Raw genomic sequence first — 14,428 nt, 5'->3', positions numbered from 1 at the left:
CAGCTTCAACCCTGCACGACGCAGGTGGCCAAGTGCTCGGAAAGAGCCTCCCAGGCAATGCTTTGTTGCTCGCCCTGGCCACGCAGGGGTTTGAAACCTACCACTTGCTGAGCCAACTCGTCGTCGCCGAGAATCAAGGCGTACAGCGCACCGCTTTTGTCAGCTTTCTTGAACTGGCTCTTGAAGCTGCCCGCACCGGCGTTAACCTGCAAACGCAGGTTCGGCAGCTGGTCACGGACCTTCTCGCTCAGGGCCAGGGCCGCGAGCTCAGCGGCTTCACCAAAGGCGCACAGGTAGACGTCGACCTGACGGGCAATTTCTTCCGGGACCCGCTCCAGGGTTTCCAGCAGCAGGATCAGCCGCTCGATGCCCATGGCAAAACCCACGCCCGGGGTCGGCTTGCCGCCCATCTGCTCCACCAGACCATCGTAGCGACCACCGGCACAGACCGTGCCCTGAGCGCCCAATTGGTCGGTGACCCATTCGAAAACGGTCTTGCTGTAGTAGTCCAGCCCGCGCACCAGCTTGGGATTGATCACGTACGGGATACCGGCTGCATCGAGACGGGCCTTGAGGCCTTCGAAGTGCAGACGCGATTCTTCGTCGAGGTAGTCGGCGAGTTTCGGCGCATCCACCAGCGCGGCCTGGGTATCCGGGTTCTTGGTGTCGAGCACCCGCAGCGGGTTGGTCTTCAGGCGGCGCTGGCTGTCTTCGTCCAACAGCTCGAGACGCGCGCTGAGGAACTCCACCAGGGCCTCGCGATAACGTCCGCGGGCCTCGCTGGTGCCCAGGCTGTTGAGTTCGAGCTTGACCGCGTTGCGGATGCCCAGCAGGCCCCACAGGCGCCAGGTCAGCACGATCAGTTCGGCGTCGATGTCCGGGCCGTCGATATTGAAGACTTCGCAGCCGATCTGGTGAAACTGGCGATAACGGCCTTTCTGCGGACGCTCGTGGCGGAACATCGGGCCGATGTACCAGAGTTTCTGCGGCTGGCCGCCACCGGTGATGCCGTGTTCCAGCACCGCGCGCACACAGGCTGCGGTACCTTCCGGACGCAGGGTCAGGGAATCGCCGTTGCGGTCCTCGAAGGTGTACATCTCTTTTTCGACGATGTCGGTCACTTCACCGATGGAGCGCTTGAACAGCTCGGTGAATTCGACGATCGGCATGCGGATCTGCTTGTAACCGTAGTTATCCAGCAGGCGCGCAACGGTGCCCTCGAAATAGCGCCACAGCGGCGTCTGCTCGGGCAGGATGTCGTTCATGCCACGAATGGCTTGCAAAGACTTGCTCACAAAATATCCTTAAATTCTTCGATCAGCCGCGGGCGATCAGCGCCGCGTCGGCTTCGACCTTTTCGGCCGCCTTCTGCCGGATCAGCCTTTCGAGCTCATCCACCAGATTGTCATTCGTCAGTTTCTGCGCCGGCTTGCCGTCGATGTAGATCAGGTTCGGCGTCCCACCGGTCAGGCCGATATGGGCCTCTTTGGCCTCACCCGGTCCATTGACCACACACCCGATCACCGCCACATCCAGCGGCACCAGCAGATCTTCCAGGCGCCCTTCCAGCTCGTTCATGGTCTTGACCACATCGAAGTTCTGCCGCGAGCAGCTCGGGCAGGCGATGAAGTTGATACCACGGGAGCGCAGGTGCAGGGACTTGAGGATGTCGTAGCCGACTTTCACTTCCTCGACCGGGTCGGCCGCCAACGAGATGCGAATAGTATCGCCAATCCCTTCGGCCAGCAGCATACCGAGGCCGACGGCGGATTTCACTGTGCCTGAACGCAAACCACCGGCTTCGGTGATCCCCAGGTGCAGCGGCTGGACGATTTCCTTGGCCAGCAGGCGGTAGGCGGCTACCGCCATGAACACATCGGAAGCCTTTACGCTGACCTTGAAGTCCTGGAAATTCAGGCGTTCCAGGTGCTCGACATGGCGCAGGGCGGACTCCACCAGCGCTGCCGGCGTAGGCTCGCCGTACTTTTTCTGCAGGTCTTTTTCCAGGGAACCGGCGTTGACGCCGATGCGGATCGGAATACCGCGATCACGGGCGGCATCGACCACCGCGCGCACGCGGTCTTCACGACCGATATTGCCCGGGTTGATACGCAGGCAGTCGACACCCAGCTCGGCCACGCGCAGGGCGATCTTGTAATCGAAGTGAATATCAGCGACCAACGGCACCTTGACCAACTGCTTGATCCGACCGAAAGCCTCGGCGGCATCCATGTCCGGCACGGAAATGCGCACGATATCGACGCCGGCGGCTTCCAGGCGGTTGATCTGCGCCACGGTGGCCGCGACGTCATTGGTGTCGCTGTTGGTCATGCTCTGCACCGCGATCGGCGCATCGCCGCCTACGGGTACCGAGCCGACCCAGATTTTACGAGACTCGCGACGCTTGATTGGGGATTCGCCGTGCATGACTTATTGACCTAGCTTCAGGCGAGCGGTCTCGCCACTGGTGAACGGGGCGATATCGACCGGCTGACCGTTGTACGAAATCTGTGCACCACGGGCATAGCCCAGGCGCACGGCAAACGGCGGCTTGCCGCCGAGCTCAAGGTTCTCGCCCTTGCGCTTGAGGCCGCTGACCAGCACCTTGCCATTGCCGTCGGTGACCTGGGTCCAGCAATCGGCGACGAAGGTCAGGTGGACCTGACCAGCACCGGCCACAGGCTCGGCGGCAGCCGGGGCGCCGTTGGCAGGGGCAGTGGGCGCGACCGTCGACAGCGGGGCCGGGGCGGGCGTCGGGGCCACCACCAGGGTCTGCGCCGAATGTGGTACAGGCACCACCGCCGAAGTGGCCGGGGCCGCAGCCGCAGGCTGGGCCTCGACCGCGCCTTCAGGGGCCGGCGCCTCGGAGGCGGCCTGGTTCTCGTTCACGGCCTGGTCTTCCGGCTCGTCGATCGGGTGAATCTGCGTGGTGCCGTCGGCACTTTCGACTTCGACGTGCTCCATGTTGACCGCCGCCTGATCCTTGGAACGCAGGCTGGCCTGGTCCTGCCACCAGATGAAGCCGCCGCCGATCACGGCAATCAGCAGCAGCAGGCTGACAATGCGCAAGAGGGTGTGGGAAAACCTCACCGGTTCTTCGATATGGCCCAGAGCCTGGACGCTGCTGCCCTGGGAGTCGGTGCCGGTGCTCTGGTCGAACTGCTGGACCAGGACGGCCTGGTCCATGCCGAGCAACTTGGCGTAGGCACGGATATAACCCCGGGCAAAGGTATGCCCCGGCAGCTTGTCGAAGGCACCGGTTTCCAGGTTACTCAGGGACGACACCGTGAGGTTGAGCTTCACGGCCACCTCGGCCAGCGTCCAACCATTGCTTTCGCGGGCCTGACGCAGGGTCTCACCGGGGTTGACGCGAGTCGCTGCTACAAATTCGGGTTGCGCCGCTTTCATCTTTGCTCCGACAGGTATTGCTGATATTCCGGCGTACCGGGATAGAGTCGTTTTAGTTGCAAGCCGTAACTGGCGGCCTTGTCACGATCTTCGTAGATTTTCGCCAGGCGGATACCGAGCAATAGACTACGTGCATTTTGCTCGCTCAGCAGGCTGAAGCGCGCGTAATAATCGCGTGCGGGCACATAATGCCTGTCTTCGTAAGACAACTCAGCCATTTCCAGCAAAGCACGTGGCTGTTGGCGATTCAGGCGCAGGGATTTATCGAAATGTTGCAGGGCCAGGTCGCGCTGGCCGAGGGCCAGGGCGGTCAGGCCGAGGTTTTCGAAAACCCGCGAGCGTTCGGTGTAGAGGCTGTCGGCGGCGGCCTGTTCAAAACGTGCGTAGGCGTCCTTGTAACGCTTGAGTTCGAACAGGAAGCTGCCGTAATTATTGAGCGTGCGCGCGTCGTCCGGACGCGACGACAAGGCCTTGTGGAAATGCTCCTCGGCCAATTGCGTTTCGCCTTCGGCCTGGAACACCAGCGCCAGGGCGGCATTGGCATCCGGATCGGAGCTGTTCATCTCCAGAGCTTTCTTCAACGGCACCTTGGCCTGCTCGGTCTGGCCTTGCTGCAGATAACCGATGCCCAACTGCACATAAGCCGCGCGCGCTTCATCGCGCCCCTTGCTGGTACTCAACGGGTCGACATTACCCGTTGAAACGCAGCCGGCCAGCAGGCCGACGAATACTACAAGGAGCGCAGCGCGCAGGGTCATGGAGGTCCTCTCTCAGTTTCGGTTCGCGGCGCTTTGCGGACTTTCGGCATCGGCGCTCAGCTCACGTACGGCGATGTAGCGTTCGCTGCGACGGGTGCGATCCAGCACCTGCCCCACCAGTTGACCACAGGCCGCGTCGATGTCTTCACCGCGGGTGGTGCGTACCGTGACGTTGTAGCCAGCCTGATGCAACAGATCCTGGAAACGCCGGATCGCATTGTTGCTCGGGCGCTCGTACCCGGAGTGCGGGAACGGGTTGAACGGAATCAGGTTGATCTTGCACGGCGTGTCCTTGAGCAGTTCGATCATCTCGACAGCATGCTCGACCTGGTCGTTGACATCCTTGAGCAGGGTGTACTCGATGGTCAGGACGCGCTTCTCGCCGAGGGTCGCCATGTAGCGACGGCACGACTCAAGCAGCATCTTAAGCGGATACTTCTTGTTGATTGGCACCAATTGGTTACGCAATGCGTCATTCGGTGCATGCAGCGACAGCGCCAGGGAGACGTCGATATGCTCGGCGAGCACGTCGATCATCGGTACCACGCCGGAGGTCGACAGGGTCACGCGGCGCTTGGAGATGCCGTAGCCCAGGTCGTCCATCATCAGGTGCATGGCCGCGATGACGTTGTCGAAGTTCAGCAGCGGCTCCCCCATGCCCATCATCACCACGTTGGTGATGGCACGGTCGACGGTCGCCGGGACGCTGCCAAAGGATTTGTTGGCAATCCACACCTGGCCGATGACTTCGGCGGCGGTGAGGTTGCTGTTGAAGCCTTGCTTGCCGGTGGAGCAGAAACTGCAATCCAGGGCACAGCCCGCCTGGGACGAAACGCACAAGGTGCCGCGTTTGCCCTGGGGAATGTAGACGGTCTCGACGCAGCTGCCGGACGCCACGCGCACCACCCATTTACGGGTGCCGTCGGTGGAGATGTCCTCGCTGACAACTTCAGGACCACGAACCTCGGCAACCGTCTTGAGCTTTTCACGCAAGGCCTTGCTGACGTTCGTCATGGCGTCGAAATCATCGACGCCAAAGTGGTGAATCCACTTCATGACCTGACCGGCACGGAAACGCTTCTCCCCGATTGAGTCGAAGAATTTTTCCATCTCCGGTTGAGTCAGACCCAACAGGTTTGTTTTGCCGATTGATACAGTCATGGATTCACCCTCACTCCCAAGCCTTTGCTTAGCGAGCGGTTACTTCGGTAGCTGCGAAGAAGTACGAGATTTCGCGAGCAGCAGCGGCTTCGGAGTCCGAACCGTGTACAGCGTTGGCGTCGATGGAATCAGCGAAATCAGCACGGATGGTACCGGCAGCCGCTTCTTTAGGGTTGGTAGCGCCCATCAGCTCACGGTTCAGAGCGATAGCGTTTTCGCCTTCCAGAACCTGAACGACAACCGGACCGGAGATCATGAAGGCAACCAGGTCGCCGAAGAAACCACGAGCGCTGTGCTCAGCGTAGAAGCCTTCGGCTTCAGCTTTGGACAGTTGCTTCATTTTCGAAGCGACAACGCGCAGGCCAGCGTCTTCGAAACGGGAAACGATCTTGCCGATCACGTTTTTTGCAACGGCGTCAGGCTTGATGATGGAGAAAGTACGTTGAACAGCCATGGTGTAACTCCAGAAACAGTGATTTGCCAAAAATTAAACCCGCGAATTATACGCGGGTTCCTGGGTATTGCCTAACCTGCTGCGTTGCTCAGTCGCGTTCTTCGATCCAGTGGGCCTGAATGGCCTCCAGAATCTTCTCGCCGCAGTGCTCAGGCTTGTCATCGAACTCGGGCAATGCCATTACCCACTTCTGTAGATCGACGAAGTTGACCGACATTGGATCAACTTCCGGCTTGGTTTCAGCCAGTTGAATCGCGATTTCCAGCACATCAACCCATTTCAGGCTCATGACAGCTCCTAGAATCAATGCGGCGCTTCGGCGGCGTGGTTGAGCGAGTATTTCGGAATCTCGACGGTCAGGTCCTCAGTCCCGACTTTGGCCTGACAGGCCAGACGCGACTGGGCTTCCAGACCCCAAGCCTTATCAAGGAAGTCTTCTTCCAGCTCATCGGCCTCTTCCAGCGAGTCGAAACCCTCGCGGATCAGACAGTGACAGGTGGTGCAGGCACAAACACCACCACAGGCACTTTCCATCTCGATATGGTACTGATGAGCCAGTTCGAGGATGGACACACCCGTCTCAGCCTCCACGACCATGCCGTCCGGGCAAAACCTTTCGTGTGGCAGAAAAATGACCTGCGGCATCGTTATTCCTCAATCTCATTCAGGTTACGCCCCGCCAGCGCGGCTTTCACCGTCGAGTCCAGGCGGCGGGCAGCAAAGGCGTCGGTCACTTGCGACAGACGCTTGGTCTGTTGCTCGATGGCATAACCATCGGTGCCTTTCATCAGTTCGGTCAACTCCTGAACCTGCAGGTCGATGACCATGCGCTCGTCGGCATCCAGCAAGCGCTCGCCATCGGCCTCCAAGGCCGCCTGCACGGCTTCGACCAGGCGCTGGGCATCGACCTGCTGTTCACGCAGCACGCGGGCGACCTTGTCGTCGCTGGCGTGCTGGAACGAATCCTTGAGCATCCTGGCGATTTCGCCGTCGGTCAGACCGTAGGACGGCTTGACCTGGATGCTCGCCTCAACGCCCGAACCCAGCTCACGGGCCGAAACATCGAGCAGACCGTCGGCATCGACCTGGAAGGTCACGCGAATCTTCGCCGCACCCGCGACCATGGCCGGGATGCCGCGCAATTCGAAGCGCGCCAGGGACCGACAGTCGCTGATCAGTTCACGCTCGCCTTGCAGGACGTGAATCATCATGGCCGACTGGCCGTCTTTATAAGTGGTGAAGTCCTGGGCACGGGCGACAGGGATGGTGGTGTTGCGCGGAATCACCTTCTCCATCAGGCCACCCATGGTTTCCAGCCCCAGGGACAACGGAATGACGTCCAGCAGCAGCAATTCGCCACCATCGCGCTTGTTGCCCGCCAGGGTATCGGCCTGGATCGCGGCACCAATGGCCACCACCTGATCCGGGTCAATCTCGGTCAACGGCTGGCGACCGAACATCTCGGCGACCGCCTCGCGAACACGCGGCACGCGGGTCGAACCACCGACCATGACCACGGCCTGGACCTCGCCGAGCTCCACGTTCGAGTCACGCACGGCACGCCGGCAAGCCTTGAGGCTGCGCGCAACCATGGGCTCGATCAGCGCATCGAAGGCTTCGCGGGTCAACGCCGCACGCCAGTCGCCATACACCACCTCAACCGAAGCCTCATCGGTCAGAGCTTCCTTGGCGGCGCAGGCGATTTGCAACAGATGACGCTGCGTACCCGGATCGAGATCGACGGACAAGCCCGCCCGCTCAATGATCCAGCCGGCGATCGCATGATCGAAGTCATCGCCACCCAGGGCGCTGTCGCCACCGGTAGCCAGCACTTCGAAGACGCCACGGGTCAGACGCAGGATGGAAATATCGAAGGTGCCCCCACCCAGGTCATAGATCGCGACCACGCCTTCGGCGTTCTGATCCAGACCGTAGGCCACCGCCGCAGCGGTCGGCTCGTTGAGCAGGCGCAGCACATTGAGTCCGGCCAGCCGCGCCGCATCCTTGGTCGCCTGACGCTGGGGCTCGTCGAAATAGGCCGGCACGGTGATCACCGCCCCCACCAACTCGCCGCCCAGGCTCGACTCGGCGCGCAGACGCAGCACCTTGAGGATCTCCGCGGACACTTCCACCGGGCTTTTCGGCCCCTGCACGGTGTCGATGAACGGCATGTGCGACTCGCCGCCGACAAAGCGGTAAGGCAGTTGTTCGCCCAGTTGCTTGACGTCCGCCAGGCCACGGCCCATCAGACGCTTCACCGACAACACGGTATTGAACGGGTCACCGGCGGCGGCCAGCTTGGCCGACTGGCCGACTTCAACGCAATCGGCGTGATAGCGCACCGCGGACGGCAGGATGACCTGCCCGTCGGCATCGGGCAACGGCTCGGAAAGACCACTGCGCAACGCAGCGACCAGCGAATTGGTAGTGCCCAAGTCGATCCCCACAGCCAGGCGACGCTGGTGTGGTTGAGGACTCTGGCCGGGTTCGGCGATCTGCAGTAGGGCCATCGTTATCTGGACTTATCTGAATATCAGGCGTGCGACCGAGGCGGCACTGGGTTAATCGTCGAGGCGCTCTTCTAACTGGCGCACTTCGTAGGTGAGCTTGTCGAGAAACTGCATGCGCCGCATCAGGCGTTCGGCCTGTTCGCGTTGCGCGGCATCGTTCCAACAGGCTGCGAAGCTGTCGTTCAACTGGTCTTGGGCGACTTTCAAGCGGCGCTTGAACGCGGCGATACCGGGCAGGTCCGCCTCGTCCTGCAGCTCCTCGAGCTCCTCGCGCCATTGCATCTGCTGCATAAGGAAATCGGGATCGTGCACCGTGACCTCCAGTGGCAACTCGCGACCGCCCATGGCGAGCAGGTAGCGCGCACGCTTGGGAGGACTCTTGAGGGTCTGATAGGCCTCGTTGAGGCTGGCGGACTGCTCCAGGGCCAGGCGCTGCTCACGCTCGGAAGCGTCGGCAAAGCGGTCCGGGTGCACACCGCGCGCCAGTTCTCGATAGCGCGCGGCCAACTGTTCGAGATCCAGCGTAAAGCTCGGCTGCAACTCGAATAAAGCGAAATGACAAGGAGTACCCACAAGAAGCCTCAGATGTTGAAGCTTTCGCCGCAGCCACACTCACCGCGCACGTTGGGGTTGTTGAACTTGAAGCCTTCGTTCAACCCTTCCTTGACGAAATCCAGCTCGGTGCCGTCCAGGTAGGTCAGGCTTTTCGGGTCGATGATCACTTTCTCGCCGTGACTCTCGAACACCTGGTCTTCCGCCACCACCTCGTCGACGAACTCCAGCACGTAGGCCAGGCCGGAACAGCCTGTGGTGCGAACACCCAGACGAATCCCTTCACCTTTGCCGCGCCCGTCAAGGGAGCGTCGCACGTGTCGAGCAGCCGCTTCTGTCATGCTGATAGCCATCGGTGACTCCTTACTATATCGCCCAAATCTTCAACGCCAGATCGTTTAGATCAGGCCTTTCTTCTGCTTGTAGTCGCGAACGGCGGCCTTGATGGCGTCTTCGGCGAGTACCGAGCAGTGGATTTTCACTGGCGGCAGGGCCAGCTCTTCAGCCAACTGAGTGTTCTTGATGGTCTCTGCTTCATCCAGAGTCTTGCCTTTCATCCACTCGGTAGCCAGGGAGCTGGAGGCGATAGCCGAACCGCAACCGTAGGTCTTGAACTTGGCATCTTCGATGATGCCTTGCTCGTTGACCTTGATCTGCAGGCGCATCACGTCGCCGCACGCCGGGGCGCCGACCATGCCAGTGCCGACATCCGGGTCTTCCGCGTTCATCTTGCCGACGTTACGCGGGTTTTCGTAGTGGTCGATGACCTTTTCGCTGTAAGCCATGGTACTAATCCTCACTCATCAGGGCCGCTCTCGGTCCTGTGGTTACGCCAGCCGTTGATTGCCGCGTCGCTACAGGACCTGTATGTGGCGGCTTCTTTATTTAGTGTGCCGCCCACTCGATTTTCGAGATATCGACGCCGTCTTTGAACATGTCCCACAGCGGCGACAGAGCGCGCAGCTTGGTGACGGCCTCACAGACTTTCTGCGCGGCATAATCGATTTCTTCTTCGGTGGTGAAGCGGCCGAAGGTGAAGCGGATCGAGCTGTGCGCCAGTTCGTCGTTGCGGCCCAGAGCGCGCAGTACGTACGAAGGTTCCAGCGAAGCCGAGGTGCACGCGGAACCGGAGGAAACCGCCAGGTCCTTGAGCGCCATGATCAGCGACTCGCCTTCGACGTAGTTGAAGCTCAGGTTCAGGTTGTGCGGTACGCGGGCGCTCATGCTGCCGTTGATGTACAGCTCTTCCAGATGCTCAACCTGCTTGTAGAATCGCTCGCTCAGGGCCTTGATGCGCAGGTTCTCGGCAGCCATGTCTTCCTTGGCCACGCGGAACGCTTCGCCCATACCGACGATCTGGTGGGTCGCCAGGGTGCCGGAACGCATGCCGCGCTCATGACCGCCGCCATGCATGGTCGCCTCGAGGCGAACCCGCGGCTTGCGGCTGACGTACAGCGCGCCGATGCCTTTTGGACCGTAGGTCTTGTGAGCCGAGAAGGACATCAGGTCGACTTTCAGCTTCTGCAGGTCGATGTCGACCTTGCCGGTGGACTGAGCGGCATCAACGTGGAACAGCACACCGCGCGAGCGGGTCAGCTCGCCGATGGCGGCGATGTCGTTGACGGTGCCGATCTCGTTGTTCACGTGCATGATCGAGACCAGGATGGTGTCGTCGCGCAGGGCGGCTTCAACCATGGCCGGAGTGATCAGGCCATCTTCGCGAGGCTCGATGTAGGTGACTTCGAAACCTTCGCGCTCCAGTTGGCGCATGGTGTCGAGGACCGCCTTGTGTTCGATCTTGCTGGTGATCAGGTGCTTGCCCTTGGAACCGTAGAAATGCGCGACACCCTTGATCGCCAGGTTGTCGGACTCGGTGGCACCGGAGGTCCAGACGATTTCACGCGGGTCGGCATTGACCAGGTCGGCCACCTGACGGCGAGCGTTTTCCACCGACTCTTCGGCTTTCCAACCGAACACGTGGGAACGGGACGCCGGGTTACCGAAGTTTCCGTCGACCAGCAGGCATTCACTCATCTTCTGGGCGACACGCGGATCAACCGGGGTCGTCGCTGAGTAATCAAGGTAAATCGGCAATTTCATGGACACTCTCCTAAATCAGGCTGGCTGGCGCACCGCAGGCTCTTTGGCTGTCATTCGACGGCGGACGCTTCGATCTTATCCAGGTGTAGCGCCTTGCTATTACCGCGGCGCTGATCCTGACGCTGGGCGACCTCTTGCACTTCACGGCGAGTGACAAGGTCCGCCAAGCTGATACCGCTGAGAAATTCGTGGATCTGCAGGCTGAGGTCACACCACAGATGGTGGGTCAGGCAGGTATCGCCGCCATGGCAATCGCCCAGCCCCTGGCATTTGGTGGCATCGACCGATTCGTTCACGGCATCGATCACCTGGGCGACCTGGATCCCCTGCATCTCGCGCGACAGCTGGTAGCCGCCGCCGGGACCACGCACGCTGGACACCAGGTTGCTGCGGCGCAACTTGGCGAAAAGCTGTTCGAGGTAGGACAGGGAGATGCCTTGGCGCTCGGAGATATCGGCCAGAGACACCGGCCCGCGTTGCGCGTGCAACGCCAGGTCGAGCATGGCGGTCACGGCGTATCGGCCTTTTGTAGTCAGTCGCATGGACAGGTACCACGGAGTTACGGGATCGGGATGGGGAAGAGTATGCTATTCCCGAGTATTTAAGTCAACTATAAGACCTAGTGCTTTAGTCGGGTTTACCGCTAAAACAGCGCGCAAATTGTAGCAAAGTCCGAGGCGTAATGGCATTGCGCTGGATCGATGGTTTTTTGTTGCCTTCAAGGGCCTCTTCGCGGGCAAGCTCCGCTCCCACAGGTTTTGTGCCGTGCGCAATCTCTGTGTACGACACGGTTATTACTGTGGGAGCGGAGCTTGCCCGCGAAAAGGCCAGCAAGCCCAGCGAAGATCAACCGACCTTGGCCTCGGTCTCGCCCTTCACCTCGACAAACCCGTCACACTGCAACTCCGGCAGCTCCTTGGCGCAATAAGTGCTGCCCAAGTCCTTCAGCGCCCCGCACATGCCTTCCAGACGCCCATCCACCGCCTGCAAGTGATCGAGCAACTGACCAATGGCCCGGGCCACCGGGTCCGGCATGTCTTCACTGACGCCATAGGCATCGAAACCGATCTTCTCCGCCATGGCCTTGCGCTTGGCTTCGACCTGATCGTCGACCTTCATGATGATCCGCCCCGGAATACCGACCACCGTCGCTCCCGGAGGCACTGCCTTGGTCACCACCGCATTGGAACCGACCTTGGCCCCGGCACCGACGGTAAACGGCCCCAGCACCTTGGCGCCAGCACCCACCACCACGCCATCTTCCAGGGTCGGATGCCGCTTGCCCTTGTTCCAGCTGGTACCCCCCAGGGTCACCCCCTGGTAAATCGTCACGTCATCGCCGATCTCGGCGGTTTCACCGATCACGATGCCCATGCCATGGTCGATAAAGAACCGCCGCCCGACCTTGGCTCCGGGATGGATCTCGATACCGGTCAGCCAGCGACCGAAGTTCGACACCACCCGCGCCAGCCACTTCCAGCCCATGCCCCACAACGCATGGCCCAGGCGATGCAGCCAGATGGCATGCAGGCCCGGGTAGCAGGTCAGCACTTCAAAGGCATTGCGCGCCGCTGGGTCACGATGGAATACGCTCTGGATATCTTCTCGCAAACGCTCGAACATCACTGATCCTTCCGCTTAAGGAGCTCGCCCCGGGCCGCTTTTTCGGTTTCCGTGAGGATGCCCCGCAAAATATTCATCTCGGCGCGACTGACCGAACTGCGCCCGTACAGGCGACGCAACCGGGCCATCAGATGGCGCGGCTTTTCGGGGTCGAGGAAGTCGATGGCCACCAGGGTCTGTTCCAGATGGCCGTAGAACCGCTCCATCTCATCCATGGTCGCCAGCTCTTCGCTGCGCGTCGACGCCACTTCTTGCTTTTCTACCTTGCTCGGCCGCCCGACGGCCGCCAGCCAGGACATCCGCACCTCATAGCTCAGCACCTGCACCGCCGTGGCGAGGTTGAGCGAGCTGAAGTCCGGATCGGACGGGATATGCACGTGATAATGACATCGCTGCAGTTCGTCGTTGGTCAGGCCGGAATCTTCGCGCCCGAACACCAGCGCGATCTCGGCCCCCTGCCCGGCCTCCTCGACCACTTTCAACCCGGACTCACGGGGATCGAGCAATGGCCAGGGAATACGACGGTCGCGGGCACTGGTGCCAAACACCAGGTTGCAGCCGTTCAACGCCTCTTCCAAGGTGGCGACGACTTGCGCGTTTTCAAGGATATCGGTAGCGCCGGAAGCCCGCGCATCGGCTTCAGCGGACGGAAAGATCCGCGGCGCCACCAGTACCAGGCGCGACAGCCCCATGTTCTTCATGGCCCGCGCGGCCCCGCCGATATTGCCCGGATGACTGGTATTGACCAGGACAACACGAATATTTTGCAGCACGAGAGACACTCTCAGACTCGGCGAAGGGGAGCAAATCTTACAGAAGCACTGGGGATTGCGCCACGAGCGCCAACGTCGTCCTTCTCCCCCGGGACTTTTCTGGTAGAATGTTCGGCTTTCTTTAACACTCTAGGTGAAATGTCCATGCAGCCCATGCTGAATATCGCGCTGCGCGCCGCCCGCAGCGCCAGTGAATTGATTTTCCGCTCCATCGAGCGCCTGGATACCATCAAGGTCGACGAAAAAGACGCCAAGGACTACGTGTCCGAAGTGGATCGCGCGGCTGAACAGAAAATTATCGACGCGCTGCGCAAGGCCTATCCAACCCACGGCATTCGTGGCGAAGAAACCGGCTTCCACGCCGGCAGCGGTGAAGGCGAAGAATACCTGTGGATCATCGACCCACTCGATGGCACCACCAACTTCCTGCGTGGCATCCCGCACTTCGCGGTCAGCATCGCCTGCAAATACCGCGGCCGCCTTGAGCACGCCGTGGTCCTCGACCCGGTTCGCCAGGAAGAGTTCACCGCCTCCCGTGGCCGTGGCGCCCAGCTCAATGGCCGTCGCCTGCGCGTCAGCGGTCGCACCAGCCTGGACGGCGCCCTGCTGGGTACCGGCTTCCCGTTCCGTGACGACCAGATGGACAACCTGGACAACTACCTGGGCATGTTCCGCGCCCTGGTCGGCCAGACCGCTGGCATCCGCCGCGCCGGTGCCGCGAGCCTGGACCTGGCCTATGTCGCCGCCGGTCGTTTCGATGCATTCTGGGAGTCGGGCCTGTCCGAGTGGGACATGGCCGCAGGCGCCCTGCTGATCCAAGAGGCCGGCGGCTTGGTGAGCGACTTCACCGGCGGTCACGACTTCCTGGAAAAAGGCCATATCGTTGCTGGCAACACCAAGTGCTTCAAGGCTGTGCTGACGGCGATCCAGCCGCACCTGCCAGCTTCGCTGAAGCGCTAAGCACCCAGCCACAAAAAAGCACCCCTCGGGGGTGCTTTTTTATGCCTGCGATTTGAGACCCAACCACCCCCGCAAGGGCTGCCGCCTACCTGTAGGAGCCGGCTTTCACAGGGACCGCGCCCAACCGGA

Annotated in this window: 17 protein-coding genes; 1 reads left to right on the top strand and 16 read right to left on the bottom strand. The window is 61.1% G+C overall.

The genetic code is table 11. From position 1 onward, the window contains the following. Positions 1 to 5 precede the first annotated feature (5 nt). The 16 genes from hisS to trmJ form a co-directional block, all read right to left on the bottom strand. On the bottom strand, positions 6 to 1,295 hold the full coding sequence (gene hisS / locus AC07VG_RS04730; protein WP_495020578.1) for a histidine--tRNA ligase: 1,290 nt from the start codon (positions 1,293 to 1,295) through the stop codon (positions 6 to 8). 22 nt (positions 1,296 to 1,317) lie between these two features. Beyond that, positions 1,318 to 2,427: a flavodoxin-dependent (E)-4-hydroxy-3-methylbut-2-enyl-diphosphate synthase gene (gene ispG / locus AC07VG_RS04725; protein WP_495000728.1), complete on the bottom strand. Its 1,110-nt coding sequence runs from the start codon at positions 2,425 to 2,427 to the stop codon at positions 1,318 to 1,320. A 3-nt stretch (positions 2,428 to 2,430) separates the two neighbouring features. Next, positions 2,431 to 3,408, bottom strand: coding sequence for a RodZ domain-containing protein (locus tag AC07VG_RS04720; protein ID WP_495020577.1), 978 nt, complete (start codon positions 3,406 to 3,408; stop codon positions 2,431 to 2,433). Beyond that, entirely contained in the window at positions 3,405 to 4,166 is a 762-nt protein-coding gene (pilW, locus tag AC07VG_RS04715; protein ID WP_495000726.1) for a type IV pilus biogenesis/stability protein PilW, read from the bottom strand. The genes AC07VG_RS04720 and pilW overlap by 4 nt, the downstream gene beginning before the upstream one ends. Positions 4,167 to 4,178: 12 nt before the next feature. Then, entirely contained in the window at positions 4,179 to 5,327 is a 1,149-nt protein-coding gene (gene rlmN, locus AC07VG_RS04710; RefSeq protein ID WP_495000725.1) for a dual-specificity RNA methyltransferase RlmN, read from the bottom strand. Positions 5,328 to 5,355: 28 nt separating this feature from the next. Continuing rightward, positions 5,356 to 5,781, bottom strand: a complete 426-nt coding sequence (gene ndk, locus AC07VG_RS04705; RefSeq protein WP_103498543.1) for a nucleoside-diphosphate kinase — start codon at positions 5,779 to 5,781, stop codon at positions 5,356 to 5,358. Between the two features lie 88 nt (positions 5,782 to 5,869). Further along, entirely contained in the window at positions 5,870 to 6,070 is a 201-nt protein-coding gene (gene iscX, locus AC07VG_RS04700) for a Fe-S cluster assembly protein IscX (RefSeq protein ID WP_248797098.1), read from the bottom strand. A gap of 14 nt (positions 6,071 to 6,084) precedes the next feature. Then, positions 6,085 to 6,426, bottom strand: coding sequence for an ISC system 2Fe-2S type ferredoxin (fdx, locus tag AC07VG_RS04695; RefSeq protein WP_495000724.1), 342 nt, complete (start codon positions 6,424 to 6,426; stop codon positions 6,085 to 6,087). Positions 6,427 to 6,428: 2 nt separating this feature from the next. After that, on the bottom strand, positions 6,429 to 8,291 hold the full coding sequence (hscA, locus tag AC07VG_RS04690) for a Fe-S protein assembly chaperone HscA (protein WP_495020576.1): 1,863 nt from the start codon (positions 8,289 to 8,291) through the stop codon (positions 6,429 to 6,431). A gap of 51 nt (positions 8,292 to 8,342) precedes the next feature. Beyond that, a complete protein-coding gene (gene hscB, locus AC07VG_RS04685) occupies positions 8,343 to 8,864 on the bottom strand; it encodes a co-chaperone HscB (protein WP_495000722.1) in 522 nt (173 codons plus the stop codon). Between the two features lie 8 nt (positions 8,865 to 8,872). Next, positions 8,873 to 9,196 (bottom strand): iron-sulfur cluster assembly protein IscA, encoded by a 324-nt coding sequence (iscA, locus tag AC07VG_RS04680; RefSeq protein WP_010565230.1) that lies wholly within the window; start codon positions 9,194 to 9,196, stop codon positions 8,873 to 8,875. Between the two features lie 45 nt (positions 9,197 to 9,241). Continuing rightward, on the bottom strand, positions 9,242 to 9,628 hold the full coding sequence (iscU, locus tag AC07VG_RS04675; RefSeq protein WP_007929523.1) for a Fe-S cluster assembly scaffold IscU: 387 nt from the start codon (positions 9,626 to 9,628) through the stop codon (positions 9,242 to 9,244). Between the two features lie 100 nt (positions 9,629 to 9,728). Next, positions 9,729 to 10,943, bottom strand: coding sequence for an IscS subfamily cysteine desulfurase (locus tag AC07VG_RS04670; protein WP_495000721.1), 1,215 nt, complete (start codon positions 10,941 to 10,943; stop codon positions 9,729 to 9,731). 50 nt (positions 10,944 to 10,993) lie between these two features. Beyond that, entirely contained in the window at positions 10,994 to 11,485 is a 492-nt protein-coding gene (gene iscR, locus AC07VG_RS04665; RefSeq protein ID WP_495000720.1) for a Fe-S cluster assembly transcriptional regulator IscR, read from the bottom strand. A gap of 304 nt (positions 11,486 to 11,789) precedes the next feature. Next, positions 11,790 to 12,566: a serine O-acetyltransferase gene (cysE, locus tag AC07VG_RS04660; protein ID WP_495000719.1), complete on the bottom strand. Its 777-nt coding sequence runs from the start codon at positions 12,564 to 12,566 to the stop codon at positions 11,790 to 11,792. Then, the gene (gene trmJ / locus AC07VG_RS04655; protein ID WP_495020575.1) at positions 12,566 to 13,339 is read right to left on the bottom strand and encodes a tRNA (cytosine(32)/uridine(32)-2'-O)-methyltransferase TrmJ; all 774 of its coding nucleotides are present in this window, start codon (positions 13,337 to 13,339) and stop codon (positions 12,566 to 12,568) included. The genes cysE and trmJ overlap by 1 nt, the downstream gene beginning before the upstream one ends. A 144-nt stretch (positions 13,340 to 13,483) precedes the next feature. Between trmJ and suhB the strand changes: the two genes are divergently transcribed. After that, positions 13,484 to 14,299, top strand: a complete 816-nt coding sequence (suhB, locus tag AC07VG_RS04650; protein ID WP_191486016.1) for a type III secretion system regulator SuhB — start codon at positions 13,484 to 13,486, stop codon at positions 14,297 to 14,299. Positions 14,300 to 14,428: the final 129 nt, after the last annotated feature.

This window comes from Pseudomonas sp. GW821-FHT03C07 (assembly GCF_059420925.1).
The sequence above is the reverse complement of the archived record's forward strand: the minus strand, read 5'-3'. Positions and strand labels throughout refer to the sequence as shown.